20 protein-coding genes are annotated in these 24910 nt (G+C 62.1%); 16 read left to right on the forward strand and 4 right to left on the reverse strand.

Features of this window, described 5'->3' with window-relative positions; translation table 11 throughout:
* Positions 1-281, reverse strand: a 281-nt coding sequence (locus LB545_RS22870; RefSeq protein ID WP_224681744.1) for an alcohol dehydrogenase catalytic domain-containing protein, incomplete at its 3' end; no start/stop codon positions are given.
* 202 nt (positions 282-483) lie between these two features.
* Here LB545_RS22870 and LB545_RS22875 point away from each other — a divergent pair.
* The 3 genes from LB545_RS22875 to LB545_RS22885 all read left to right on the forward strand — a co-directional run bounded on the left by LB545_RS22875 (position 484) and on the right by LB545_RS22885 (position 7008).
* On the forward strand, positions 484-2496 hold the full coding sequence (locus LB545_RS22875; protein ID WP_224705888.1) for an acetyl/propionyl/methylcrotonyl-CoA carboxylase subunit alpha: 2013 nt from the start codon (positions 484-486) through the stop codon (positions 2494-2496).
* Between the two features lie 113 nt (positions 2497-2609).
* Positions 2610-6137: a DNA polymerase III subunit alpha gene (dnaE, locus tag LB545_RS22880; protein ID WP_224705889.1), complete on the forward strand. Its 3528-nt coding sequence runs from the start codon at positions 2610-2612 to the stop codon at positions 6135-6137.
* 67 nt (positions 6138-6204) lie between these two features.
* The gene (locus LB545_RS22885) at positions 6205-7008 is read left to right on the forward strand and encodes a potassium channel family protein (RefSeq protein ID WP_140501525.1); all 804 of its coding nucleotides are present in this window, start codon (positions 6205-6207) and stop codon (positions 7006-7008) included.
* A gap of 17 nt (positions 7009-7025) precedes the next feature.
* Here LB545_RS22885 and LB545_RS22890 read toward each other — a convergent pair whose 3' ends face one another.
* Complete coding sequence (locus LB545_RS22890; RefSeq protein ID WP_140562437.1) at positions 7026-7907, reverse strand: DMT family transporter; 882 nt, start codon at positions 7905-7907, stop codon at positions 7026-7028.
* A gap of 179 nt (positions 7908-8086) precedes the next feature.
* On the opposite strand from LB545_RS22890, the gene LB545_RS22895 reads away from it, so the two are divergent.
* Positions 8087-8593 carry a hypothetical protein gene (locus LB545_RS22895; protein WP_140501529.1) on the forward strand — a complete coding sequence of 169 codons (507 nt, stop codon included), beginning with the start codon at positions 8087-8089 and terminating at the stop codon, positions 8591-8593.
* Positions 8594-8616: 23 nt separating this feature from the next.
* Here the strand turns inward: LB545_RS22895 and LB545_RS22900 are convergent, their stop codons facing one another.
* Positions 8617-9945, reverse strand: coding sequence for a DNA polymerase IV (locus LB545_RS22900; RefSeq protein WP_140579690.1), 1329 nt, complete (start codon positions 9943-9945; stop codon positions 8617-8619).
* A gap of 65 nt (positions 9946-10010) precedes the next feature.
* On the opposite strand from LB545_RS22900, the gene LB545_RS22905 reads away from it, so the two are divergent.
* The gene (locus LB545_RS22905; protein WP_140518294.1) at positions 10011-10598 is read left to right on the forward strand and encodes a GNAT family N-acetyltransferase; all 588 of its coding nucleotides are present in this window, start codon (positions 10011-10013) and stop codon (positions 10596-10598) included.
* A gap of 94 nt (positions 10599-10692) precedes the next feature.
* Complete coding sequence (locus LB545_RS22910; protein ID WP_224705914.1) at positions 10693-12195, forward strand: hypothetical protein; 1503 nt, start codon at positions 10693-10695, stop codon at positions 12193-12195.
* Between the two features lie 146 nt (positions 12196-12341).
* Here LB545_RS22910 and LB545_RS22915 read toward each other — a convergent pair whose 3' ends face one another.
* Entirely contained in the window at positions 12342-12641 is a 300-nt protein-coding gene (locus tag LB545_RS22915; RefSeq protein WP_140501536.1) for a DUF3572 domain-containing protein, read from the reverse strand.
* Positions 12642-12877: 236 nt separating this feature from the next.
* On the opposite strand from LB545_RS22915, the gene LB545_RS22920 reads away from it, so the two are divergent.
* The 10 genes from LB545_RS22920 (at position 12878) to LB545_RS22965 (ending at position 24791) form a co-directional block, all read left to right on the forward strand.
* Positions 12878-13249 carry a response regulator gene (locus LB545_RS22920; RefSeq protein WP_140501538.1) on the forward strand — a complete coding sequence of 124 codons (372 nt, stop codon included), beginning with the start codon at positions 12878-12880 and terminating at the stop codon, positions 13247-13249.
* A 33-nt stretch (positions 13250-13282) separates the two neighbouring features.
* On the forward strand, positions 13283-14656 hold the full coding sequence (locus tag LB545_RS22925) for a PleD family two-component system response regulator (protein ID WP_140562440.1): 1374 nt from the start codon (positions 13283-13285) through the stop codon (positions 14654-14656).
* A gap of 528 nt (positions 14657-15184) precedes the next feature.
* Positions 15185-16678: an FAD-dependent monooxygenase gene (locus LB545_RS22930; protein ID WP_224705890.1), complete on the forward strand. Its 1494-nt coding sequence runs from the start codon at positions 15185-15187 to the stop codon at positions 16676-16678.
* A gap of 150 nt (positions 16679-16828) precedes the next feature.
* Positions 16829-17563, forward strand: a complete 735-nt coding sequence (locus LB545_RS22935; protein WP_140501544.1) for a FadR/GntR family transcriptional regulator — start codon at positions 16829-16831, stop codon at positions 17561-17563.
* Entirely contained in the window at positions 17560-18747 is a 1188-nt protein-coding gene (locus tag LB545_RS22940) for a PLP-dependent transferase (RefSeq protein ID WP_140672723.1), read from the forward strand. The genes LB545_RS22935 and LB545_RS22940 overlap by 4 nt, the downstream gene beginning before the upstream one ends.
* Before the next feature lie 29 nt (positions 18748-18776).
* The gene (locus LB545_RS22945; RefSeq protein ID WP_140672724.1) at positions 18777-20054 is read left to right on the forward strand and encodes an ABC transporter substrate-binding protein; all 1278 of its coding nucleotides are present in this window, start codon (positions 18777-18779) and stop codon (positions 20052-20054) included.
* 182 nt (positions 20055-20236) lie between these two features.
* Entirely contained in the window at positions 20237-21160 is a 924-nt protein-coding gene (locus LB545_RS22950) for a carbohydrate ABC transporter permease (protein ID WP_140518289.1), read from the forward strand.
* A complete protein-coding gene (locus tag LB545_RS22955) occupies positions 21160-22008 on the forward strand; it encodes a carbohydrate ABC transporter permease (protein WP_140501552.1) in 849 nt (282 codons plus the stop codon). Before LB545_RS22950 ends, LB545_RS22955 begins: the two co-directional genes overlap by 1 nt.
* Before the next feature lie 3 nt (positions 22009-22011).
* Entirely contained in the window at positions 22012-23079 is a 1068-nt protein-coding gene (locus LB545_RS22960; protein WP_140501554.1) for an ABC transporter ATP-binding protein, read from the forward strand.
* A gap of 572 nt (positions 23080-23651) precedes the next feature.
* Positions 23652-24791 (forward strand): hypothetical protein, encoded by a 1140-nt coding sequence (locus LB545_RS22965; protein ID WP_224705891.1) that lies wholly within the window; start codon positions 23652-23654, stop codon positions 24789-24791.
* Positions 24792-24910: the final 119 nt, after the last annotated feature.

The raw sequence follows: 24910 nt of genomic DNA on the forward strand, positions 1-24910 counted from the left end.
TGCCGGCATTCGGGCGTATAGAGCGGGATCACATGGTCGCCCTTTTTGACCGAGGTGACGCCCTTGCCGACATCGACTACCACGCCGGCGCCCTCATGGCCGAGAATGGCGGGAAACAGGCCCTCGGGATCGGCACCCGACAGCGTGAACTCGTCGGTGTGGCAGATGCCGGTCGCCTTGATCTCGACCAGCACCTCGCCCTCGCGCGGACCGTCAAGGTCGACCTCCATGATCTCAAGCGGCTTTCCGGCAGCAACGGCAACGGCGGCGCGGGTTTTCATCTGGCAATCCTCCAACGCAATTTTGCGCTCAGGCTTTCAGGTTTTGGCCTGCTCATCAACCGCCAGATGAGACGAAATATCGGCTTTCTTGACGCAGGTAGCACACCCTTGACCGCAGGCGTTCGCGCCACGCACACGGTACTTGAGACATGGCGACATAATCCATAGAACTGGACCGTCCGCCGGAGGGGAATTTGCCCGCATGTTCACCAAAATCCTGATCGCCAACCGTGGCGAGATAGCCTGCCGCGTCATCAAGACCGCGCGCAAGATGGGCATCGCCACGGTCGCTGTCTATTCCGACGCCGATCGCGATGCCGCGCATGTCGAGATGGCCGACGAGGCGGTGCATATCGGACCGTCGCCAGCCGCGCAGAGCTATCTCGTGCCCGAGAAAATCATCGCGGCGTGCAAGGCGACCGGCGCTCAGGCCGTGCATCCCGGCTATGGCTTCCTGTCCGAGCGCGCATCCTTCTGCGAGGCGCTGGAGAAGGAGGGCATCGTCTTCATCGGGCCGAAGCCGAAAGCCATCAAGGCGATGGGCGACAAAATCGAATCGAAGAAATTCGCCAACGCCGCCAATGTTTCGACGGTTCCCGGCTGGCTCGGCGTCATCGAGAACGCCGACCACGCGGAGAAGATCGCCGGCGAGATCGGCTATCCCGTGATGATCAAGGCCTCGGCCGGTGGCGGCGGCAAGGGCATGCGCATCGCCTGGAACCAGGCCGAGGTGCGCGACGGCTTCGACCGGGCGCGCTCGGAGGCCAAGAGCTCGTTCGGCGACGACCGCGTGTTCATCGAGAAGTTCATCGTCGATCCACGCCACATCGAGATCCAGGTGCTGGCCGACGCGCATGGCAACGCACTCTATCTCGGCGAGCGCGAATGCTCGATCCAGCGCCGCAACCAGAAGGTGGCCGAGGAGGCGCCATCGCCTTTCCTCGATGCCAGGACGCGCAAGGCCATGGGCGAGCAGTCGGTGGCGCTGGCCAGGGCCGTCGACTACCAGAGCGCCGGCACGGTGGAATTCATCGTCGACGCTGAGAAAAACTTCTACTTCCTTGAAATGAATACACGATTGCAGGTCGAGCATCCGGTGACGGAGCTTGTCATCGGTGTCGATCTGGTCGAGCAGATGATCCGTGTGGCCGCCGGCGAGAAGCTCGCCTTGAAGCAAAGCGACGTGAAACTGAATGGCTGGGCGGTGGAGAGCCGGCTCTATGCCGAGGATCCGTATCGCAACTTCCTGCCGTCGATCGGCCGCCTGACGCGCTATCGACCGCCACAGGAAGGGCAAGTCGGCGACGTCGTCATTCGCAACGACACCGGCGTCACCGAGGGATCGGAGATTTCGATGTTCTACGACCCGATGATTGCCAAGCTGTGCACCTGGGCGCCGACCCGGCTGGAGGCAATCGACGCGATGTCCGAAGCGTTGGACAGTTTTGTCGTCGACGGCATCGAGCACAACATCCCGTTCCTGGCGGCGCTCATGCAGCATCCGCGCTGGCGGGAAGGGCGGATTTCGACCGGATTCATCGCGGAGGAATATCCCGACGGCTTTGCGCCGATCCTGCCCGATCATGACGACAAGGCCGTGTTGGCGGCGGTCGCCACCGTGGTCGAATTGCTGCGCCGCGACCGGCTCGACCGGCTGGGCGGGCGCTTGGCGCCGCATTCGGGAGCACTCAAGCGCGACTGGGTGGTGAAGATCGGCAAGGATTATCTGTCCGCGTCCATCCTGGAGGGCATGATCTCCATTCCGATGGAAGTCGACTTGTCCATCGAGGGCGGCAAGCCGCTGACGGTTTCGTCGGCCTGGCGGCCGGGCGAACTGGTCTGGCGCGGCAGCGTCGGCGGGCACGAAATGGTGGCGCAACTGCGCCCCGCGCCGAACGGCCTTCGCATCGCCTGGAAAGGGCTTTCGGTGACGGCGCGCGCCATGCTGCCGCGCATTGCCGCGCTGGAAAGGCTGATGCCGGAAAAGCTGGCGCCCGACACCTCCAACCTGCTGCTATGTCCCATGCCCGGCCTCGTCGTGTCGATCGCCGTCGCCGAGGGTCAGGAGGTCAAGGCCGGCGAGACGCTGGCCGTCGTCGAGGCGATGAAGATGGAGAACGTGCTGCGCGCCGAGCGCGATCTCGTGGTGGCGAAACTCAACGTCAAGCCGGGCGACAGCCTGGCCGTCGACGCGGTGATCATGGAATTCGCCTGAAGCGGGGGCGGCCGGAAGCCTGTGGCCGATGTTCGTTTGTGCTGGACTGGCACAGCCCGGTGCCGGACAATACATCTTGATCGACTCAAGTCCTTCGGAAAACGCGAAAAACCATGGCGGATGACAGACTTCCACGCGACCCCTTGCTGCGCGAAGCGGCCGTGAAGGCGGCGGCGCCCGAAGCGCCGGCGCGTCCTTTCGTGCATCTTCGCGTGCATTCGGCCTATTCGCTGCTGGAAGGCGCGCTCCAGCTCGGCAAGATCATCGGCCATGCGGTCAAGGATGAGTGCCCGGCTATCGCGGTCACCGACACCAACAATCTGTTCGGTGCGCTCGAATTCGCGCAGAAGGCGGTGAAGGACGGCATCCAGCCGATCATCGGCTGCCAGATCGCGCTCGCCTTTTCCGGCGAGAACGTTGACGGCCAGCGCGACCGCCGGCGGCAAGGGCCCGAGATGCGGCCAGTCGTGCTTATCGCGGCGACCGAAGCCGGCTATTCCAATCTGGTCAGGCTGGTAAGCCGCGTCTATCTGGAGACGCCGCCCGGCGAAGCGGTGCATCTGATCAGCGAGATGCTGGAGGGCCAGACCGACGGGTTGATCTGCCTCAGCGGCGGTCCCCGCGGCCCTATCGGCGCGGCTCTGAAGGAGGATCGACGCGATCTCGCGGAGACCCGGCTGTCGACCCTGAAAGCCCTGTTCGGCGATCGGCTCTATGTCGAACTGGAACGAGTTTCCGGTTACGACCGGCTGATAGAACATTCCACGATCGATCTCGCCTATGCCCACGAATTACCGCTCGTCGCCACCAACGAGGCGTTCTTCTCCTCGCGCGACGATTATGACGCGCATGATGCGCTGATCGCCATAGCGGAGGGCTCGGTCGTCGCCGTGGACAATCGCCGCCGGCTTTCACCGGATAACTTCCTGCGTAGCCAGGCTGAGATGGCAGCGTTGTTCGCCGATCTGCCGGAAGCGATCGACAACACGGTCGAGATCGCGTTGCGCTGCTCCTACTATCCGAAAACCCGCAGCCCGATCCTGCCGCGCTTTACCGGCGGCGACGCGTCGGACAAGGACGCAGCCGAGAAGGCCGAGGCCGCCGAACTTGCCCGCCAGGCGCGTGAAGGGCTGGAGGCCCGGCTTGCCGCGCACGGACCGACGCCGGGCTATACGGTCGAGCAATACCGCGAGAGGCTCGAATTCGAGCTCGGCATCATCGAGAAGATGAAATTCCCAGGCTACTTCCTGATCGTTGCCGACTTCATCAAATGGGCCAAGTCGCAAGGCATTCCAGTCGGGCCGGGGCGCGGCTCGGGTGCAGGCTCGCTGGTCGCCTATTCCACCACCATCACCGACATCGATCCGCTGCGTTTCTCGCTGCTGTTCGAGCGCTTCCTCAATCCGGACCGCGTGTCGATGCCCGATTTCGACATCGACTTCTGCCAGGACCGCCGCGAAGAGGTGATCCGCTATGTCCAGCAGAAATATGGACGCGACCAGGTCGGCCAGATCATCACCTTTGGAACGCTGCAAGCCCGCGCCGTGCTGCGCGACGTCGGCCGCGTGCTGCAGATGCCTTACGGCCAGGTCGACAAGCTGTCCAAGATGGTGCCGCAGAACCCGGCCAATCCGGTGAAACTGGCGGACGCCATCGCCAACGAGCCGCGTTTTGCCGAGGAGGCCGAAAAGGAGCCGATCGTCCAGACGCTGCTCGACATGGCACAGAAGCTGGAAGGGCTTTATCGCCATGCGTCGACGCACGCCGCCGGCATCGTCATCGGCGACCGGCCGCTGTCGGAGCTGGTGCCGATGTACCGCGATCCTCGTTCGGACATGCCGGTCACCCAGTTCAACATGAAATATGTCGAGCAGGCCGGGCTGGTGAAGTTCGACTTTCTCGGCCTGAAGACGCTGACCGTGCTGGAGACGGCGGTGAAGCTGATACGCCGCCGCGGCGTCGACATCGACCTTGCGACGATCCCGCTCGACGATCCCGAAACCTATGCCATGCTGTCGCGCGGCGAAGTGGTCGGCGTGTTCCAGGTGGAAAGTGCCGGCATGCGCAAGGCGCTGATCGGCATGCGGCCCGACTGCATCGAGGACATCATCGCGCTGGTGGCGCTGTACCGGCCGGGGCCGATGGAGAACATCCCGACCTACAACGCCAGGAAGCACGGCGAGGAGGAGATGGCGTCGATCCATCCCAAGATCGACCATCTGGTGAAGGAGACGCAAGGCGTCATCGTCTACCAGGAACAGGTGATGCAGATCGCGCAGGAATTGTCCGGCTATTCGCTGGGCGAAGCCGATCTTTTGCGCCGCGCCATGGGCAAGAAGATCCGGGCCGAGATGGACAAGCAGCGTGAGCGCTTCGTCTCGGGCGCGGTCGAGCGCGGCGTGGCCAAGCCGCAGGCCGACTTCATCTTCGACCTGCTTGCCAAGTTCGCCGACTACGGCTTCAACAAGTCGCACGCGGCCGCATACGCCGTCGTCTCGTACCAGACCGCCTATCTCAAGGCGCATTATCCGGTCGAGTTCCTGGCGGCGTCGATGACGCTCGACATGGGAAACACCGACAAGCTCGCGGATTTCCGCCAGGATGCGCTGCGCCTCGGCATCGAGGTGGTGGCACCGTCGGTGATATCAAGCTTTCGTCCCTTCGAGGTCGGCGAGAACCGCATCTACTATTCGATGGCCGCGCTCAAGGGAGTCGGCGACGCGGCGGTGGAGCATATCGTCGCCATGCGCGGCGAGAAGCCGTTCAAGAGCCTGGCCGATTTCTGCGAGAGGGTCGATCCGAAAATCGTCGGCAAGCGCGTCTTCGAAAGCCTGATCATGGCCGGAGCGCTAGACTGTTTCGGCCATGACCGCGCCGCGATGATGGCTGGCGTCGAGCGGATGATGGGGCTGGCGTCACTGGCGCAGCAGAACGCCGTCTCAGGCCAGGCCGACATTTTCGGCGCGTCTCTAGGGGCACAGTCGCAGGCGCTCAACTTGCCCGTGATCGAACCGTGGCTCGCCGCCGACCGCCTGCACCGCGAATTCCAGGTGGTCGGTTTCTATCTCTCCGCCCATCCGCTGGACGAGTACAAGGCGGCGCTGCAGAAGATGCGGGTGCAGAACTGGGCGGAGTTTTCGGCCGCGGTCAAGCGCGGTGCCACCGCAGGGCGCCTCGCCGGCACCGTGACCACCAAGCAGGAGCGCAAGACGCGGACCGGCAACAAGATGGGCGTGGTGCAGTTCTCGGACACGTCCGGCCAGTATGAGGCGGTGCTGTTTTCCGAAGGATTGGCGCAGTATCGCGACATGCTGGAGCCGGGCCGCTCCGTGGTCATCACCGTGGCGGCGGAGGACAGGCCGGAGGGCGTCAACCTGCGCATCCAGACAGTGCAGTCGCTTGAGGACGAGGCCAGCCGCATCCAGAAGGCACTGCGCATCTTCGTCAGAAACGATGCGCCTGCCTCGATCATTCAATCGCAGCTTACCCAGCGTGGCGAAAGTCAGGTGAGCATCATCGTTATCAAGGAAGAAGCGCAGGGCGAGGTGGAGATTGCCCTGCAGGGGGGCTACCGCGTCTCGCCGCAAATCGCCTCGGCGATGCGCGCCGTGCCAGGCGTGGTCGAAGTGGAGCTGGTGTGATCGCCCCTTCCGGGGACTGGTGGCAATCCGCCGGGCGGCATCCGCCGCTCAAGTCACCGCAATTGCCATGAAGACGAAAGACAGCGACGGATTGCAGGACCGTTCCACAATGGCGTGGCTGCGCGACACGCTGCGCAAGCTCTACCACGGCCGCACGCCGGCGGCTTTTCGGTTTCAGCTGGTTGCGGTCATCATCGACCTGGCCATCATTGCCTTCTTCATCGCCACGCCCGTCATCCAGCAGTCGGCCTCATTCCTGTGGCTCGACTATGCGGTGGCGGCTCTGGTCGCCGCCGACCTGGTTGCCAGGCTGCTTGCCTCGAACGACATGCTGCGGCTGATGAAGCAGCCGACCTCCTGGGTGGACATTTTCATCCTTTTGACGCTGCTGATGCCGACGGCGCTCGCCAATCTCGGCTTTCTGCGCATCCTGCGGCTGTGGTCGCTGTCACGCAGCGGTTCGCTCTGGCGGCATTTCGAGATGCAGGGCCTGCGGCCCTGGCGCGAAGCGAGCCACGCGGTGATCAACCTCTTGACGTTCCTCTTCGTGATCACCGGTTTCGTTTACACTTTCTTCTTCCGCAGCGGAGCGGGGCTGGAAAGCTACATCGACGCGCTTTACTTCACCGTCGCGACGGTGACCACGACCGGGTTCGGCGACATCGTGCTGCCGGGAATGGCGGGGAAACTGACGGCGATCGTGACCATGATCATCGGCATATCGCTGTTCGTCAGGCTGGCGCAGGCGATCTTCCGACCGGCCAAGGTGTTCTTTCCCTGTCCGCAATGCGGCCTGCAACGGCACGAGCCGGACGCCGTTCACTGCAAGGCCTGCGGCCACCTCCTCAACATACCCGACAGCGGTGATTGAGGGGCGATTGAGGCGCGCTACGATGCCGCCGCTTGCGCCGGCTTTGGCTGCCGGCGCTGCAGGTTGAGCATATTGCCCATCAGGATCAGCAATGCCCCGCCTGCGGTGAAGGCGTCGATCTGCTCCTGGTAGAGCAGCCAGCCGATCAATGCCGACAGCGGCACGCGCAGGAAATCCATCGGAGAAATGACGGTGGCATCGGCGTAGCTCAGCGCCCAGGCCATGCAGAAATGTGACGACATGCCAGTGAAGGCGATCAGCAGGATCCACGGCCACAGCTCGAGCGACGGGTTGCGCCATTCGTAGAGCGCCGGGATCAGGCCGAGCACCGACTGGATGATCAGCATCCAGAAGATGATTCGCACAACGCTGTCGGTCCGCGTCAGCGACTTGACCAGGACCAGCGAGATGCCGAAGCACATTGCCGCGCCCAGCACGACCAGATGTCCCGGATCGACCGAGCCGACGCCTGGGCGCACAATGATCACAACACCGATCAGCCCGAGCGCCACGGCCCCGAGCTTCGGCCGGGTGAGCCTTTCGCCGAGAAAGGTGACCGCAAGGATCGCCGTCCAGATCGGCGTCGTGAATTCGATCGAGATCAGCACCGCCAAAGGGATCAGCGTCAGGGCGTAGAGCCACGCCGCCTGGCCGGTATAGTGAACCACGTTGCGCGTGACATGGGCGAGGGGGCGCCCAGTGCGCATGGCGGCAAAGCCGCCATTTTGCATGACCAGCGGCAGCAGGATGAAAAAGCCGATCACCGAGCGCAGCTCCAGCACCTGGAAAACGTTGAGCTCGGCCGTGGTGGCGCGGCCCGCGACCGACATCGCCAGGAACGAGGCGATCGACAGCGCCATCCAGAACGCGGCCTTGGGGATGGAAGGGGTGGGTGCCATTTCCGCTATGTCGCAGGCCGTGGCTTTTGCCGCAACCGCTAGCAGCCGCATTCTTCTGGGCCAGCCGGATGTTGCAAAACAGTCATGTTGAAGGCGGAACCTGGCACGGCAGGGGGCGTTGAGTTCCGAATATCGGAAGTGCTTCGCAGGTGCCTTTCAATGTCGATAGGAGAATTTCGATGAGATCATTTGCGCAATTTGCGCTTGCTGGCTGCCTGTTGGTCACGGCAGGCGCGGCACATGCCGACGAGTCCAGATTTCTCCAGTCGTTCAAGGGCAATTTCACCGGCAAGGGCATCGTCAAGGTGACTACCGACGCGCCGACGGTGAATGTGTCCTGCACGTTCAGGTCAAACGCGACGTCGACCTCATTGTCGCTCGATGGCAATTGCCGAGGGCTTATCGTGGTGACGCGCGCCATCAGCGCGGACCTGAGGACTGCCGGAGCGAAATATAGCGGCACTTATGTCGGGTCTCGTACCGGGCCTGCGCAATTGAACGGCACCCGTTCGGGCAACGCGATCAATCTCGGCATCCGTTGGGCCAAGGAGGTCAATGGTGACCGAAAGGCGCAGATGAAGGTCGAGAAACGAGGCGAGAACGGCATGCGGCTGACGGTGATCGACACTGATCCGAAAACCGGCAAGAGCATGGTGACAAGCAGGATCGATCTGCAGCGCACCTAAATCTCGACAGCTGATATCCATTATCAGTCTTCCAGCGGCTCTGGCGGGTGGGTGTCGCGGCCCTTGCCGAACGTATAGCCGGTTTCCACCGCCTTGCGGCCGAACTTGTCGCGCAGCGCGTCGATGGCGCCTTCGGCCATGGCCCGCTTGCGCGACTGGATATCGACCAGATCGGGCGGATCGGCCTTGTCATCGGCGGAAAGATCGCTGACGCCTACGCCGAGCAGCCGGTATTTGGTGCCGTCGGTTTCCTTGCGCAGCAGCTCGACCCCGGTCGAAAAGATGCGGTCGGCGAGCCGGGTCGGGTCGCCGAGCTGGCGGTTGCGGGTGCGGATCTTGAAATCCTGCGTCTTCAGCTTGAGCACCACCGTGCGCCCGGCGATGCCGGATTTCTTCAATCGGGCCGAGACCTTTTCCGAAAGGCCCCGCAGCACCGAGACCAGCTCGTCCAGCGAAGCGATATCGGTGTCGAAAGTGGTTTCGGCCGATACGCTCTTGGCGTCCTGGTCGGGATCGACGCGGCGGACGTCCTCGCCGCGCGAGAGCCGGTAGAGCCGGTCGCCCATCACGCCATAGCGGCGCATGAGGTCGCCGCGGTCCATCTTTTGGAGCTGGCCGATGGTGCGGATGCCGTCCTGTTCGAGCGTGGCGTTGAATGCCTTGCCGACACCCCAGATCATGCTCACCGGCTGTGCGGCGAGGAAGCCCAAGGCTTCCGCTTCGCCGATGACCGAGAAGCCGCGCGGCTTGCGGAAATCCGACGCCACCTTGGCCAGGAACTTACAGTAGGACAGACCTGACGAAACGGTGATGCCGATCTCCTTCTCGACGGCCAGCGCGAAACGAGCCAGCACCACCGCCGGCGGCAGGCCGTGCAGCCGTTCGGTTCCGGCAAGGTCGAGAAACGCCTCGTCGATCGAGAGCGGCTCGACCAGCGGCGTCAGCGCCTGCATCATGGCGCGCACCTCGCGCCCGACGGGCACGTATTTTTCCATGTTGGGCGGGATAACCACCGCTTCGGGGCAAGCCTCGAGCGCCTTGAACATGGGCATGGCGGAACGCACGCCCCTTATTCGGGCGATGTAGCAGGCGGTGGAGACGACGCCGCGCTTGCCGCCGCCGATGATCAGCGGCTTGTCCTTCAGCGCCGGGTTGTCGCGTTTTTCGATTGCCGCATAGAAAGCGTCGCAGTCGATATGGGCCAGATGCAGCCGGTACAGCTCGGGATGACGGGCAAGCCTGGGGCTGCCGCATCGCTCGCAGCGCCTGGCGTCGCTGCGCTGAAAGGCCAGGCAGTCGCGGCAGAAACCGTGATCAGGATTATTGACAGGAGCCGCCATCGCTGCGAACATAAAGAGAACAAACACAATGGTACGACAGTGCAAGGCTAGCGACAAGCTTGGCCTGGGGAGAACGCATGAGCACGACCATAGTGCCGCTGGCGCCTGAGCTCTGGCCTGAATTCGAAGATCTCTTCGGCAAGCAGGGCGCCTGCTACGGCTGCTGGTGCACGCATTTCCGGCTGGCGCCGGCGGCTCGTCGCGAAAGCAGCCGCGAACGCAACAAAGACCACATCAGGGCGCGCATCGAAGCAGGCCCGCCACCGGGCATGCTGGCGTTCGAGGACGGCAAGGCAGTCGGCTGGATGCAGATCGGGCCGCGCGCCGACGTGCCCGAGTGGAACAACCGGGGCCGGGGCTCGGCTCCGGTCGATCCCGCGGACGCATCGGATCCGAGCGTCTGGGCAATTTCCTGTTTCTTCATCCGCGCCAAGGCACGGGGCCGGGGCATCAGCCATCGCCTGGTCGAAGGCGGCATCGATTTCGCCCGCAGGAACGGCGCGCGAATGGTGGAAGCCTGCCCGATAGACCTGTCGAAGGATTCACGCTCCATCGGGCTGTTCGTGGGCTCGTCGCGCGTGTTCGAGAAGGCCGGGTTCGAGCGGCTCCTGGAACGCAAGGCGGGCCGGCCGTTGATGCGGCTGGTGCTGGAGCCGAGCGCCTGAACTTCGCCGTCTTGCAGTTGTGACGGTCTTTCCCTACCAGAAGTAGGAGACAATTTTGCCTTTTCGACCAAACGGAGAATTCTACGTGAACCGGATGTTGCCAATCGCCTTTACCGCGCTTCTGCTCAGCGCGCCCGCTTTCGGCCAGAGCGTCGACAGCCAGGGTGCGAAGCAGCTATCCGAGAACCTGTCCCGCTATGTCGGCAAACAGGCCCTCGACAAGGGCATCCTGAAGGTCTCGGTCGAAGGCGGCGCCTACAAGATCATGTTCGATTTCAAGGCGCTCGCCGGCACCTTGCCCGACCAGAAGCTGTTGAAATTCGACTTTGCGCCCTACGCCCTGCTGGTCAAGCCGCGCAGCGACGGGACCTGGGATGTCTCGATGGATCTTTCGCACAGCGCCTCCTTCGAGTTCAACGGGCCGCAGGGGCTGCAGAGCACGCAATTTTCTATCAAGGACGGCAAGGGTTCCGGTGTCTACGACCCCAATCTGGCGGCCTTTACCAGCGGCACCAGTTCGATGGCGGGCATGACGATGGTGTCGCAAGATGCCAAGCAGCACATGGAAGTCAGCGCCGACGGCGGCACCGCGACCATGGCCACCACCAAGGCTGCCAATGGCGGGGTCGATTTCGCGTTGTCGCAAAAAGTGTCGAACTTTGTCGAGGCGATCAAATTCGACGATCCCGAAAGCGGACTGAAATTCCCGGTCACCGTCAAATCACCGGAACTGTCGGCGGATGCCAAAGGCAAGGGCGTGCAGACCAAGCCGCTGCTCGATCTCCTGGCATTTGCCGTCGCCAATGAGAACGAAGCCACGCTGAAAGCCAACCAGGCGCAGCTCAAATCGCTTCTGCTCGCCGCGCTTCCTGTGTGGGAACGCATCGACGGGACATACGGGTTCAAGAATTTCGCGGTCGAGAGCCCGGTCGGCACGTTCGGTGCGGCGCAGCTCAGCACCGCCTTCGGAATGGATGGCGTCGCCCAGAGCGGTACGATCGGCTACGGGATCAAGGCATCTGGGTTGACCGTGCCGCAGCAGCTTCTGCCGAACTGGAGCATGGCGCTGCTGCCGACCGATATCGACCTGAACTTCGGCGGCGCCAATATCGATCTCGACAGCATGGCGAAGAAGGCAATCGAAGCCTTTGATCTTAACAAGAACCCGCCGCTGTCGGCCGAATTCGGAGAGCAGCTCAAAACCGACTTCATGGCCAAGACGCCGAAGGTCGTCATTGGCCATAGCACCATCAAGAACAAGGATACCGAAATTGCCTTGGAAGGCGAAATGACTTTTCCTGGCGAGAAGCCGGAAGCCAATGTGACGGTGGACGTGGCCGGCTTCGACAAGATCGTCGAGGGCTTGCAGGAAGCGGCGAAATCGGAACCGGAGGTGGCGCAGTACGTGCCTGTGGCCCTGATGGTGAAAGGGTTCGGCAAGACGTTGACGGACGGCCGCATGGAATGGGTCGTCAACGCCAAGCCGGACGGTTCGGTCATTGTCAATGGCGTCATGCTGAAGCCGGCCGATCCTGCCGAGGACGACAGCATTGACGATGGCGGCGACGAGACGGACCAGGCGGATCCGACACCGTAGCCACTCGGCTCACCAAAGCGCGTCGCCTTCGAACGGATTGGCGCGACGCGCCTCAAGCCTTCGTTTTATGCTTGTCGCTCAAACCGGGCGACAAGAGTCAGACTTCGCTCGACCTGGCGATCGGGGCGCCGCCTTGGGATCGTCACTCATATGGAATGCTCGTGGTTATCGTCGCCCAGCGGCAGCGCGCGCAACGCCTTGCCGACGGAGGCCGGTGGCGTGCCGGTTTCCTCGGCAAAACGCAGCAATGTGGGTTCGTGGGCGAGAACGAACTGCAGCACACCGGCCAGAAATCCCGGCTCGCCGGCAGCTTTGCGGATCGAATGCGCCTCGATGCCGGTGATCGCCAGGAAGCGAGGCAGCAGTTCGGGATCAGAGGCGACGAAGGCCAGAGCCTTCACGGCAATGGTTTCGGCCTCTTCGCGCATTGACGCTGCGTTTGCCATCATTACCTTTCAGGGTATGCGGAATGTGAGTCTCTTCCGCAGTAATGGCAAGCGTCGCTTGCGGCAAGTCGTTACCTCTTCAGTGCGGGACCCGAGGTGGAAACGGAGCAGCTTTTCTCGCCGCAGGTTTCCGTTTCGTCAATCATATTGCCGTAGAGTCGACTAGGGTTTGGTGCGTCCCGGAAGGGCGCATAACGGCCGCCTTCGAGCGGAACAGCGGCCGGGACGGGATATCGATGCCTAAGAAGGTCATGATCGTCGAGGACAATGAGCTCAACATGAAGCTCTTTCGGGACCTCATCGAAGCAAGCGGTTACGAGACAGTTCGCACCCGCAACGGTCTGGAAGCGCTCGATCTGGCGCGTCAGCACCGGCCGGATCTCATTTTGATGGACATCCAGTTGCCTGAAGTGTCTGGGCTGGAGGTGACGAAATGGCTGAAGGAAGACGACGACCTGCACGTCATCCCGGTCATTGCCGTCACCGCCTTCGCGATGAAGGGCGACGAGGAGCGCATCCGCCAGGGCGGCTGCGAGGCTTATATCTCCAAGCCGATCTCGGTGCCGCGCTTCATCGAAACCATCAAGTCTTACCTGGGTGATTCCTGATGCACCTTGCCGCCAAAGCCGGAGCCTTGTGAAATGACCGCTCGGATTCTCGTCGTCGACGACATCCCTGCCAATGTCAGGCTGCTGGAGGTTCGGCTGCTGGCCGAATATTTCGAGGTGTTGACCGCCACCAACGGCCCGGATGCGATCGAGACCTGCGAGAACGGTAAGGTCGACGTCGTGCTGCTCGACGTCATGATGCCGGACATGGACGGCTTCGAGGTCTGCCGCCGCCTGAAGAGCGATCCGGCGACGTCGCATATTCCAGTGGTAATGATCACCGCACTCGACCAGGTTTCCGACAGGGTGCGCGGGCTTGAGGTCGGCGCCGACGATTTCCTGACCAAACCCGTCAACGACCTGCAACTGATGACGCGCGTCAAGAGCCTCGTCAGGCTGAAGTCGCTGACCGACGAGTTGCGGCTGCGCGCTTCGACCACGCGCAACATCGGCATCGAAGAGTTGCTCAGCCGCAATTTCGCCTCCGAGGACACGACGCCGAAAGTGCTTCTGATCGATGAGCGCAAATCGTCGATCGAGCGCGTCCAGAAGATGCTGCGCGACTGTGCTGACCTGGATGTCGCCAGCGATCCGCATGCCGGCTTCTTCCAGGCGGCGGAGACGCCCTATGAATGCGTGATGATCTCGACGAGCTTCGCCGATTTCGATCCGCTTCGGCTCTGCTCGCAACTGCGCTCGCTCGATCGCACACGCTTCCTGCCGATCATCCTGCTGGCGGAGGAGGGCGAGGAGGAGCGCATCATCCGTGGTCTCGAACTCGGCATCAACGACTATCTGATGCGGCCTATCGACCAGCAGGAACTGACGGCGCGGTTGCGCACCCAGGTGCGCCGCAAGCGCTACAACGACCAATTGCGCGCCAGCGTGACGCAGACGATCGAAATGGCGGTGACCGACGGGCTGACCGGGCTGCACAACCGCCGCTATCTCGACAGCCATCTCCAGACGCTGTTCGACCGCGCCGTGGCGCGGCGTCGGCCGCTGTCGGTGATGATCACCGACCTCGATCGCTTCAAGTCGATTAACGACACGCACGGCCATGACGGTGGCGACGAGGTGCTGCGGGAATTCGCGCGGCGGCTGCGCAAGAACGTGCGCGGCATCGATCTGGCCTGCCGGTTCGGCGGTGAGGAGTTCGTAGTGGTCATGCCTGACACCGATGGAGCGATCGCCGAAAAGGTGGCCGAACGCATCCGCGCCGAAATCGCCCAGATGCCGTTCGTCATCGGGCCTGACGGCAAGGCCATCGAGGTCACCGTCAGCGTCGGCGTGTCGTCGGTGCTGAAGGGGGTGGATACGGTGGCGGCGCTGATGAAACGCGCCGATCTGGCGCTCTATGAAGCCAAGAGCGGTGGCCGCAACCGCGTCGTCGCCAAGGCTGCCTGACGGACCGGGTAAGAGTATCCGTCAATCCGGCAAGGTTACCCATTTACCTTAATCCAAGCGATTCACGAGGCTTGGTTAAGAAACTGTTGATTTTCATAAGCTCTTGCGCAAATGTGCGGCCACAGACAGAGCGACGCCGGCACGAGGACAGACAGCCGGGTCGATCAAAAAATACCCCATGATGCTCAGGTCCGCCGCATCTCCTGGGTCCGTGGGGTCGGCCGGCCGGCGCTGGCACATAGTGGCCTCCTCGTACCGCTGCCAAACGCCGACCGGCCCCCTTTCAAAATAGCATCAGGATTCTGCGCCAAGCTCCGGATATCAGGAGCTTTTTGCGCACAGGATATCGACAGCATTTGGGCTGTAAAAGGCGAGCCACGATGTGAAGAGCTGCGGCGCACGCTCTCTTGCCATCCGGCGGAGGGCGTTGCTCCTCACTTCATACATATGGCGCCCAAGGGGCTTGCTTCAAGCCCGGGTTCCTCCCGTAAAACCGCGGCCCTAGCCAATGGGAGCGGAGTGACGGGAATGCGTGCACCGACAGATGGATCGCGTCGAAATCATGCGGTGATTGTCGCCGGGGGCGGCCCGACAGGATTGATGCTGGCAGGCGAACTCGCATTGGCGGGCATCGACGTCGCCATTGTCGAGCGGCGCCCGACCCAGCAGCTGATTGGCTTGCGCGCGGGTGGCCTGCACGCACGCACAATCGAGGTGCTCGACCAGCGCGGGATCGCCGACCGGTTCCTCTCCCAGGGGCAATGCTTCCCGACCGTCGGCTTCCACATGATCCGTTTGGACATCAGCGACTTTCCCAGCCGGCACAACTATCTGCTGGCGCTGCGGCAAAACCACATCGAGCGGATATTGGCCGACTGGATCAGCGAATTGGGGGTGCCGATCCATCGCGGACAGGAAGTCACGGATTTCATGCAGGACGACAGTGGCGTGGATGTGGGGCTTTCCGATGGCCGACGGATGAAGGCGCAGTACCTCGTCGGATGCGACGGTGGACGCAGCACGATCCGCAAGGCGGCGGGCATCGAATTCGCTGGATGGGATCCGACGATGAGCTGGATGATCGCCGAGGTCGAGATGTCGGAAGAACCGCCATTGGGCTTTCGCAGCGACGCCCACGGAACCCATGCGATAGGCAAGATCGAGGACGGCGACCGGTTGGGCATCGTGCTGACCGAGAAACGACTGATCATCGGTGGTGAACCGACATTGGACGATCTCCGCGAGGCGCTCACCGTTATCTATGGCACCGATTTCGGCGTCCACAGTCCGACCTGGCTCTCTCGTTTCACCGATATGACGCGCCAGGCTGCCGCTTACCGCGACAGACGTGTCCTGCTGGCCGGCGACGCTGCGCATATCCATCCCCCAATGGGCGGACAGGGCCTCAACATCGGCGTGCAGGACGCGGTCAACCTGGGATGGAAGCTGGCCCAGGTCGTCAAACGGGCATCACCGGACAGCCTGCTCGACAGCTACCATGCCGAGCGCCATCCGGTCGCCGCCCGCGTGTTGCGCAACACGATGGCGCAGGTCGCGCTTCGCCGCATGGATGACCGCACCAAAGCCCTGGGCGACACCATCGCCGAACTGCTCGCCATGGATGAACCACGCAAACGAATCGCCGCAGAGATGTCCGGCCTGGGTGTCCACTACGACCTCGGGGAGGGGCACGCGCTGCTTGGGCGGCGAATACCCGACCTCGATCTGCTCACCGCCAGCGGGCCGGTGCGGCTGTTTACCTTGCTGCACCATGCCCGGCCGGTGCTGATCAACCTCGGCACGCCCGGCAGACTTGACATCAAGCCGTGGGCGGATCGGGTCCAGCAGGTCGACGCCGTGTACGACGGCGACTGGGAGCTGCCAGTTCTCGGGGCCGTCGCCGGGCCCGACGCGGTGCTGATCCGCCCCGACGGGTACGTGGCATGGGTTGGTTCCGGAAGCCAACAGGGACTGGCCGATGCGCTGACCATCTGGTTCGGGCCGCCCGCTGCTGTGGCGTAGCAGGGTCGAGGCCGGCCTGGCGCATCGCCCGCAAACGCGTGCTTGTCATGCGTTGCGAGCTTTTACGGTGCTAGGTCTCCTGACATCCCGTTGACAGGAGGTACCATCTGTGCAGAAATTGGTTGGACCATTGGACCACTTGGAACGCGCGTGGATCAAAACAGCCTGCCACCTATTCAGACGACGGCGCGTGACGACGCCGTGCTGAAGGCGTTGGTAGGCTTTGTTCGTGCCGAGGCCCTCCAGCCGGGCGAGCGGCTGCCAACGGAACGCATCCTGGCCGAGCGGCTGAAGGTCAGCCGCAACACGGTGCGCGAGGCGCTGACGCGCTGGGAAGGGCTCGGGCTGGTCGAGCGCCGGCAAGGCAGCGGCACCTATCTCAAGGCAGCCGTTTCGCCGGACATGTTGCATCTGCCGCTGACGCTTGCGGGCGGCAACGACTTCACCAGCCTGATGCAGACGCTTGAAATCCGTCGCGCGCTGGAGGCGGAAGCCGCCGCCCTTTGCGCCGAACGCGCGAGCCAGACCGATATCGCCGAAATCGAGCGCAAGCTCGACATCATGGAGCAGGCGTTCCGCACGCGCGAGGGCATGTCTTCAGAAGAGGACTGGGAGTTCCACCAGGCGATCTACAGGGTTTCCGGCAACCCGCTGTTCGAACAGATCATCGCCGCCATGCACGAATTGTTCCACCGCTTCTGGGAGCATCCGCTGGGCGTGCGCGATTTCGGCCACGCCAGTTTTCCCTATCATCGGACCATTTACGAGCGCATCGCCGCGCGCGACCCGCACGGCGCCCGCGCCGAGGCGCTCAAGCTGATCGCCACCGTCGAGGACGATCTGAAGCGCGGCGCCGCCAAACTCAAACTTTCGAGCCAGACATGAACGAGCATCCCTCAGGTTTCGATCACGACTATCTTGCCGAGGCGGCGACGCTTCTGGCGCATGACGAACCTTTCCCCGGTGGGGCGGTGGTGCCGCCGATCTACCAGACATCGCTGTTCACCTTCGCCAACTATGCCGAGATGGCGGATACTTTTGCCGGCAAACGGAAGCAGCCGATCTATTCGCGCGGCGACAATCCGACGGTGATGGAGTTCGAGGCACGCGTCGCCGCGCTCGAGGGCGCCGAGGCCGCGCGCGGCTTTTCCAGCGGCATGGCGGCGATCAGCGCCACGGTGCTCGCCTTCGTCGGCGCCGGCGAGCGCATCGTTGCGGTGCGCAATTGCTATGGTGATGCCTATCGGCTGTTCGAGCGGCTTTTGCCGCGGCTCAACATCAGGGTCGACTATGTCGACGGCTCCGATCCGGATGCGGTGGCGGCGGCCCTTCCGGGCGCCAGGCTGCTCTATCTGGAGAGCCCGACCTCGATGATGTTCGAGTTGCAGGACTTGGCTCACCTGACCCGGCTGGCGAAGGAGCAGGGCATCGTCACCACGATCGACAATTCCTGGGCGACACCGGTGTTCCAGAAGCCGATCACGCATGGCGTCGATCTGGTGCTGCATTCGGCTTCGAAATATCTCGGCGGCCATAGCGATACGGTCGCCGGCGTGGTGGCAGGCTCGGCCGCCCACATCAAGCACATCAACGAGCAGACCTATTCCTATCTCGGCGGCAAGCTTTCGCCCTTCGAGGCCTGGCTCTTGCTGCGCGGGCTGCGCACGCTGCCGCTGCGCCTGCCGCATCACATGAAGAGCGGGCTTACCATCGCCGAGCGGCTGAAGGCGCATGGCAATGTCGAGCGCGTGAACCACCCCGCCTATTCGAACCATCCGGGCAAGGCGACGCTTGCTGGTTACGCGGGGTTGTTCTCCTTCGAGGTCACCGAGGATATCGACATCCCCGTCTTCGTCGATGCGTTAAAATATTTCCGCATCGGCGTGAGCTGGGGCGGCCATGAGAGCCTGGTCGTGCCGGCCAAGGCGTCGCTGGAGCAGACGCCGGGACTGAATTCGATGGCGCGCTTCGGCGTCAGCCCCCGAACAATCCGCTTCAATGTCGGATTGGAAAGTGTCGAGGACCTGTGGGCCGACGTGGCGCAGGCCTTCGAAAAAGCCAGAAAATAACAAGCCGCTTCAAAATGGGAGTCTTGAAGATGAAAAAACTGACCGTCATGCTTGCCACAGCCGCGGGATTGGCGATTTCCGCCGGAAACGCGCTGGCCGATTCGACCCTGAAAATGGTCGAAGTCATCACCAGCCCGCCGCGCACGGAGTTCCTGAAGAAGCAGATCGCCGAATTCGAAAAGGCCAATCCCGGCATCAAGGTCGAGCTGATCTCGCTGCCCTGGGGGCAGGCTTTCGAAAAGTTCCTGACCATGGTGCAGGCCGGCGATACGCCCGACGTGGTCGAGATGCCGGAACGTTGGATGGGCCTCTACGCCAACAACGCCCAGCTCGAGGATCTCGGCCCGTACATGGCCAAGTGGGACGACGCCAAGACGCTCGGGGAGCGCGCCAAGCAGTTCGGCTCGACCGTCAACAACACCCAGTTCATGATCCCTTACGGCTACTATGTGAACGCGCTGTTCTGGAACAAGAAGCTGTTCAGGGAAGCCGGCCTCGACGGCCCGCCGGCCACGCTCGACGAGTTCGTCGCCGATTCCAAGAAGATCTCGGCGTTGCCCGGCAAATACGGCTACTGCCTGCGTGGCGGACCCGGCGCCTTCAACGGCATGCACATGTTCATGAACATCGCCGCCGGCAAGGGCGGCTACTTCAACGAAGACGGCACCTCGACCATAAACGAGGAGGGCTCGGTCAAGGGCCTGCAGATGCTGGCAGACATGTACAAGCAGGGCCTGGCGCCCAAGGACGCGGTGAGCTGGGGTTTCAACGAAACCGTCACCGGCTTCTATTCCGGCACCTGCGCCATGCTCAACCAGGATCCGGATGCGCTGCTGGGCATCGCCGACAAGATGAGCGCAGACGACTTCGCCGTGGCGCCGCTGCCGGTCGGGCCGAGCGGCAAGTCCTATCCGACGCTCGGCTATGCCGGCTGGGCAATGTTCGCCAATTCGCAGCACAAGGACGACGCCTGGAAGCTGATGGCGACGCTGCTCTCGCCCAAGGACAATCTGGAATGGGCCAAGGAAGTCGGCGTCGTCCCGATCCACAACGGCGCCGACCAGGATCCGCATTTCAAGACCGAGCAGTTCAAGGGTTGGTTCACGGAGCTCAGCGACAGCGCCAAATATGAAATGGTGACGCCCCCGACGCATCTGGAGAACCTCGGCAATTTCGTCGACCAGGTGGCGATCAAGAACTTCCAGGAAGTATTGCTTGGCCAAAAGGCGGCCAAGGAGGTTGCCGACCAATGGGCCGCCTTCCTGACCAAGGAACAGCAGGACTGGATGGCGAAGAACAAGAAGTAGTTTTTTCTTCCTTCTCCCCGTTCACGGGGAGAAGGTGGCCCGATAGGGCCGGATGAGGGGCGGCGCTACGTTCTGTCAGCCTGGCGCTGCCCCTCATCTGCCTGCCGGCATCTTCTCCCCGTAAGCGGGGGAGAAGGGTGCTGTCGCCTTCGCCGGCACCCACTCACCACTGTTGAGCCCAAATGACCTATGCCGTTTCCGAAATACGACCCGCCGGGAGGCCGCGCCGCAAGCGGCTGACGCACGCTGCCACCGAACCCTGGCTTTATCTCAGCCCGGCGATCATCCTGCTGGTCGTGGTACTTTTGGTGCCGCTGGTCATCGGCATCAGCTATTCGTTCCGTAAGTTTTCGGCCTTCAAGTCGGAATATGTCGGGCTCGGCCAGTACCAGGCGATGCTGTCGGATGCCGTGCTCGGCCAGGCGCTGGTCAATACGTTGTGGTGGACGCTCTCCAGCCTGTTCTTCCAGTTCTTCCTCGGCCTTGGCCTGGCGCTGCTGCTCGACAAGCCGTTTCGGGGCCGCAAGGTGGTGCAGGCGCTGGTGTTCCTGCCCTGGGCGGTGCCGTCCTTCCTGTCGGGCCTGACATGGGCATGGCTGTTCAATCCGATCATCGGGCCGCTGCCGCACTGGCTGTTCGCGCTGGGGCTGAAGGCCGAGCCGACCAACGTTCTCTCCGATCCCTCGACCGCCATGTGGGGGCCGATCGTCGCCAATGTCTGGTTCGGCATCCCGTTCTTTGCCATCACGTTGCTGGCGGCACTGAAATCCATTCCCTCGGAACTGCATGAGGCGGCAGCGATCGACGGCGCCTCGCCCTGGCAACGCTTCACCAAGGTGACGCTGCCGTTCCTGGCGCCGACCATCGCCATCACGGTGATGCTGCGTACCATCTGGATCGCCACTTTCGCCGACCTAATCTTCGTCATGACCGAGGGCGGGCCGGCCGGGTCGACCAACACGGTGCCGGTCTACATCTATGTCAGCGCCTTCAAGTCGCTGGACAAGGGCTACGCATCGGCGGTTGCCGTGCTGCTGCTCGTCCTGCTCATTGCCTATGCGATCGCGCTGATCGCCATCCGCCGCTCCCTGGTGAGGCACGTCTGATGATTGCGGGACGCTCATCTTCGCAGCGCTTCTTCGGCGGCGTCGGGCTCTATGCGGCCATCGCGGCCTATGTGATCTTCGCCCTGTTCCCGATCTTCTGGACGCTGAAGATATCGGTTACGCCGGAACGGCTTCTCTATTCCGAAGGCATCACCTTCTGGCCGTCGCAGATGACGTTGCAGAACTTCGTCACCGTGCTCGAGGCGACCGACTTTCCGCGCTATTTCCTCAACAGCGTCATCGTCTCGGTTTCGACGGCTGCACTGGTGACTGTCATCGCGACGCTTGCCGGCTATGCCATGTCGCGCTTCACCTTTCGCGGCAAGGCGGCACTGGCGCTGATGCTGCTTTTGACCCAGACTTTCCCGCTAGTCATGGTCATTCCACCGATCTATCGCGTGATGGGCCAGATCGGCCTGATCAACAGCCTGACCGGGCTGATCATCATCTACACCGCCTTCAATACCGCGTTTGCAACCTTCCTGATGCAGTCCTTCTTCGACGGCATACCGAAGGACCTGGAGGAGGCGGCGATGATCGACGGCTGCACACGCGCGCAGGCGATGCGCCGGGTGATCGTGCCGCTGACGCTACCCGGCATGGGCGCCACGCTCGGCTTTGTCTTCACCGCTGCCTGGAGCGAACTCCTGTTCGCGTTGATGCTGATCTCCAGCGATGACAAGAAGACCTTCGCCGTCGGCCTGCTCACCTTCATCGGCAAGTTCGCCGTCGACTGGGGGCAGATGATGGCGGCGTCGATCCTGGCGCTGATCCCGGTCTGCATCTTCTTCGGCTTCCTGCAACGCTATCTCGTCACCGGCCTCACCGCCGGCGCCGTGAAGGGATAATCGATGGCTTCCGTTACGCTGGAAAAAGTCCGCAAAGACTATGGCGCCGTGCGTGTGCTGCACGCGGTCGACCTCGACATCGCCGACGGCGAGTTCGTCGTCCTCGTCGGTCCGTCCGGCTGCGGGAAATCGACGCTTCTGCGCATGATCGCCGGTCTGGAGGAGGTTTCCGATGGCGAGATCCGTATCGGCGAGCGGCTGGTCAACGACGTCGCGCCGAAGGACCGCGACATCGCCATGGTATTCCAGTCCTACGCGCTCTATCCGCATATGGACGTGTCGAAGAATATGGGCTTCAGCCTGATGCTGAGGAAGGCAGAAAAGCAGGCGATCGACGCGCGGGTCGACGGCGCCGCCAGGCGGCTTGGGCTGGACAATTTTCTGCAACGCCTGCCGCGCCAGCTTTCCGGCGGCCAGCGCCAGCGCGTCGCCATGGGCCGGGCCATCGTGCGCGATCCCAAGGTCTTTCTTTTCGACGAACCGCTTTCGAACCTCGACGCCAAGCTGCGCGTGCACATGCGCGCCGAGATCAAGGCGCTTCACCAGCAACTGAAGACCACATCGGTGTATGTCACGCATGACCAGATCGAAGCCATGACCATGGCCGATCGCATCGTCGTGATGCATGACGGCGTCGTCCAGCAGGTCGGCGCGCCGCTCGACCTCTATGACCGGCCGGCCAACATGTTCGTCGCCGGATTCATTGGCTCGCCCGGCATGAATTTCCTGCCGGCGAGTGTTGAGAAGGGCGGCAAGGCGGATGCAGTGCTGTCCGATGGCCAGAAACTGCGATTGCCGGATGGCCTGCCACTCAGGGAAGGCGATGCGGTTACCGTCGGTTTGCGGCCGGAGCATATAAGGCTGGCGGATGACGGCCCGCTGCAAGGCGAAGTGGTGGTGGTCGAGCCGCTCGGCCTCTCGACGCAGTTCTACGTCAAGCTGGCCGGCCAGCAGCTTTGCGTGTTCGCCATGGGCCGCGCCGGCGTGAAGCCTGGCGAGACGGTGCGGCTATCGGCCGATCCGGCGGCGCTGCATGTTTTCGACCCGAAAAGCGCCGACCGGATAGGGTAGGGGCGCGGCCGCCGAGCGGCCACTCTGTTGCCCGCTGGGCATATTCTAACCATACGGCCTTTTGGCGAGTCGAAACTTGCTTGACCCGGGCCAACCGCTTTGCGGAGCCACATTAATAGAAACCTCCTCCTGCCGCCATCATGTGGCGTCCTTTCATCAATCAGTTTGGTTCTTGAATCGCCGCAACGCGGCGGGGGGAGATTTATAATGCCTGCGAATAACAACTCCGCCGACGCTCGTATCACTGAACCATGCCGCGAGAATGACCAGCCTAGGCCGGTGAACCGGTATGTCAGAAGACGGCTTCCGTCTGCCATCACGCTCGGAGACCGGAGAATTGCTTTCATACGCAGCGAAATCACGGAACAGATTCAGTCGCGAATTGACGCCTAGCGGACAGCGAGGGCAGCAGTATCAAGCCACGCTCTATCCCAGGGCGGCCGGCAAAGCAGCCTAAATCTCTTTGAACTCCACCGTCCGCGGCGGGATATGAGCTAGGCTCAGCCGTTTGGTATTCTTGATTTCTGGTCAACTGCCGCCCTACTTTGGGCCATCATCAGGGACCTAGACGAATGATCTCGGTTTGCGGATACATCGGGGCGGTGATCGGTTGGAAGGCGCTCGAAAATGCCGGCGACATCCTAGATAAGATCGGCGAGACGCTGTTTGGCGGACGTTATAAAGCGATCTACGAGGACGTCGCATCCAAGCTGCGCGCTCATACAGGCGCGGTTCCAGCAAACCACGATTTGGAGCACGCCATTCGACTCAGTGAACTCACCTCTTCACTCGTGATGGTGCGCATGTATGTCGATACGCAAGAGGCCGACCAGTTGCGGCTTGGCGGACGGCCGCCGGAGCGTCGCGCGAGGATTCAGTTCGCTAGTGCCGCGCGCCGCTATCTGCATAAGCAGATCGGATTGGGCGGGCCATTCAAGCTAGAATCCAACAAGGACGTTGTCGATGAAATAGAGACAAACTTGGACGGCGCGCTATCGGCTCGCGACTTTGCAGCGGTCCAGGCGAGTCTGGATGCAGCGTGCAAGCGCGTTCTGCGCGATCTCATCGCTGGAACGGAGCAGGGAAAGGACCAACTGGCCGTTCCTGCCGATTTCGCGTCATTTTTTCGTGGAAAGGCGACAGATGATGAGCCGGGCTGGGCTCTTATTTTCCTTGCCTTCATGCGGGAGGCATTGAAGCAAAATCACAAAGCGGAGGTCGCCTTCATCGCGTCTCGCCTTGGGTATTTGCGCAATTCGCTACCGAAACTCGAAGCCAAATTTGACCAATTTTTGCAGATAGCGAATTCGATAAAGAACGACACATCTGATATTAAAGATGATATATCTAAAATCCTAGCGATAGTTCAGAGACGTGAGTCTTATGTGATTGGAGGAATTCATTTTGAATTCCCCATTAAAATTGAAATAGCGATAAATGATCGTGGAGAGCTTATCATTTTCCACAATCGGCCATTTAACAATGATTTATCTAAACTAGAATTCAATATTGAAGAAAGTCGACTCTCTCTAATAATGATTAAAGGATTCTCTTGTAATATACCAATACGATCTGAGTTATCTGTGTTTATGAGAAAGTCTACTCAGGCTCTAATGGTGCTTGTGAGCGAGGAAGGTGGAAATCTAGTCGAGGGTGACTATGTGCCATTGCATGTCATGAAAAGGTACTTGGAACCATTTTCTTCTGGCTAGGGCAAAGCTGCATAGAGACAAATTCTCTGGATCCTTGCTGAGGCGCCGTGACTTTTGTCGTAGAGATTTATGCGGTGACGACGCGCACGCCTTTCGCGGTTTATGGGAGCCGCTCGACA

The sequence above is a fragment of the Mesorhizobium sp. BR1-1-6 genome, from assembly GCF_020165355.1.
In the GTDB taxonomy this organism is placed as follows: Bacteria; Pseudomonadota; Alphaproteobacteria; order Rhizobiales; family Rhizobiaceae; genus Mesorhizobium.

Excerpts from the sequence above, each read along its gene's own strand:
- LB545_RS22875 (WP_224705888.1), top strand. The coding sequence starts at position 484 with ATGTTCACCAAAATCCTGATCGCCAACCGTGGCGAGATAGCCTGCCGC.
- dnaE (WP_224705889.1), top strand. The coding sequence starts at position 2,610 with ATGGCGGATGACAGACTTCCACGCGACCCCTTGCTGCGCGAAGCGGCC.
- LB545_RS22885 (WP_140501525.1), top strand. The coding sequence starts at position 6,205 with ATGAAGACGAAAGACAGCGACGGATTGCAGGACCGTTCCACAATGGCG.
- LB545_RS22890 (WP_140562437.1), bottom strand. The coding sequence starts at position 7,907 with ATGGCACCCACCCCTTCCATCCCCAAGGCCGCGTTCTGGATGGCGCTG.
- LB545_RS22895 (WP_140501529.1), top strand. The coding sequence starts at position 8,087 with ATGAGATCATTTGCGCAATTTGCGCTTGCTGGCTGCCTGTTGGTCACG.
- LB545_RS22900 (WP_140579690.1), bottom strand. The coding sequence starts at position 9,945 with ATGTTCGCAGCGATGGCGGCTCCTGTCAATAATCCTGATCACGGTTTC.
- LB545_RS22905 (WP_140518294.1), top strand. The coding sequence starts at position 10,011 with ATGAGCACGACCATAGTGCCGCTGGCGCCTGAGCTCTGGCCTGAATTC.
- LB545_RS22910 (WP_224705914.1), top strand. The coding sequence starts at position 10,693 with ATGTTGCCAATCGCCTTTACCGCGCTTCTGCTCAGCGCGCCCGCTTTC.
- LB545_RS22915 (WP_140501536.1), bottom strand. The coding sequence starts at position 12,641 with ATGGCAAACGCAGCGTCAATGCGCGAAGAGGCCGAAACCATTGCCGTG.
- LB545_RS22920 (WP_140501538.1), top strand. The coding sequence starts at position 12,878 with ATGCCTAAGAAGGTCATGATCGTCGAGGACAATGAGCTCAACATGAAG.
- LB545_RS22925 (WP_140562440.1), top strand. The coding sequence starts at position 13,283 with ATGACCGCTCGGATTCTCGTCGTCGACGACATCCCTGCCAATGTCAGG.
- LB545_RS22930 (WP_224705890.1), top strand. The coding sequence starts at position 15,185 with ATGCGTGCACCGACAGATGGATCGCGTCGAAATCATGCGGTGATTGTC.
- LB545_RS22940 (WP_140672723.1), top strand. The coding sequence starts at position 17,560 with ATGAACGAGCATCCCTCAGGTTTCGATCACGACTATCTTGCCGAGGCG.
- LB545_RS22945 (WP_140672724.1), top strand. The coding sequence starts at position 18,777 with ATGAAAAAACTGACCGTCATGCTTGCCACAGCCGCGGGATTGGCGATT.
- LB545_RS22950 (WP_140518289.1), top strand. The coding sequence starts at position 20,237 with ATGACCTATGCCGTTTCCGAAATACGACCCGCCGGGAGGCCGCGCCGC.
- LB545_RS22955 (WP_140501552.1), top strand. The coding sequence starts at position 21,160 with ATGATTGCGGGACGCTCATCTTCGCAGCGCTTCTTCGGCGGCGTCGGG.
- LB545_RS22960 (WP_140501554.1), top strand. The coding sequence starts at position 22,012 with ATGGCTTCCGTTACGCTGGAAAAAGTCCGCAAAGACTATGGCGCCGTG.
- LB545_RS22965 (WP_224705891.1), top strand. The coding sequence starts at position 23,652 with ATGATCTCGGTTTGCGGATACATCGGGGCGGTGATCGGTTGGAAGGCG.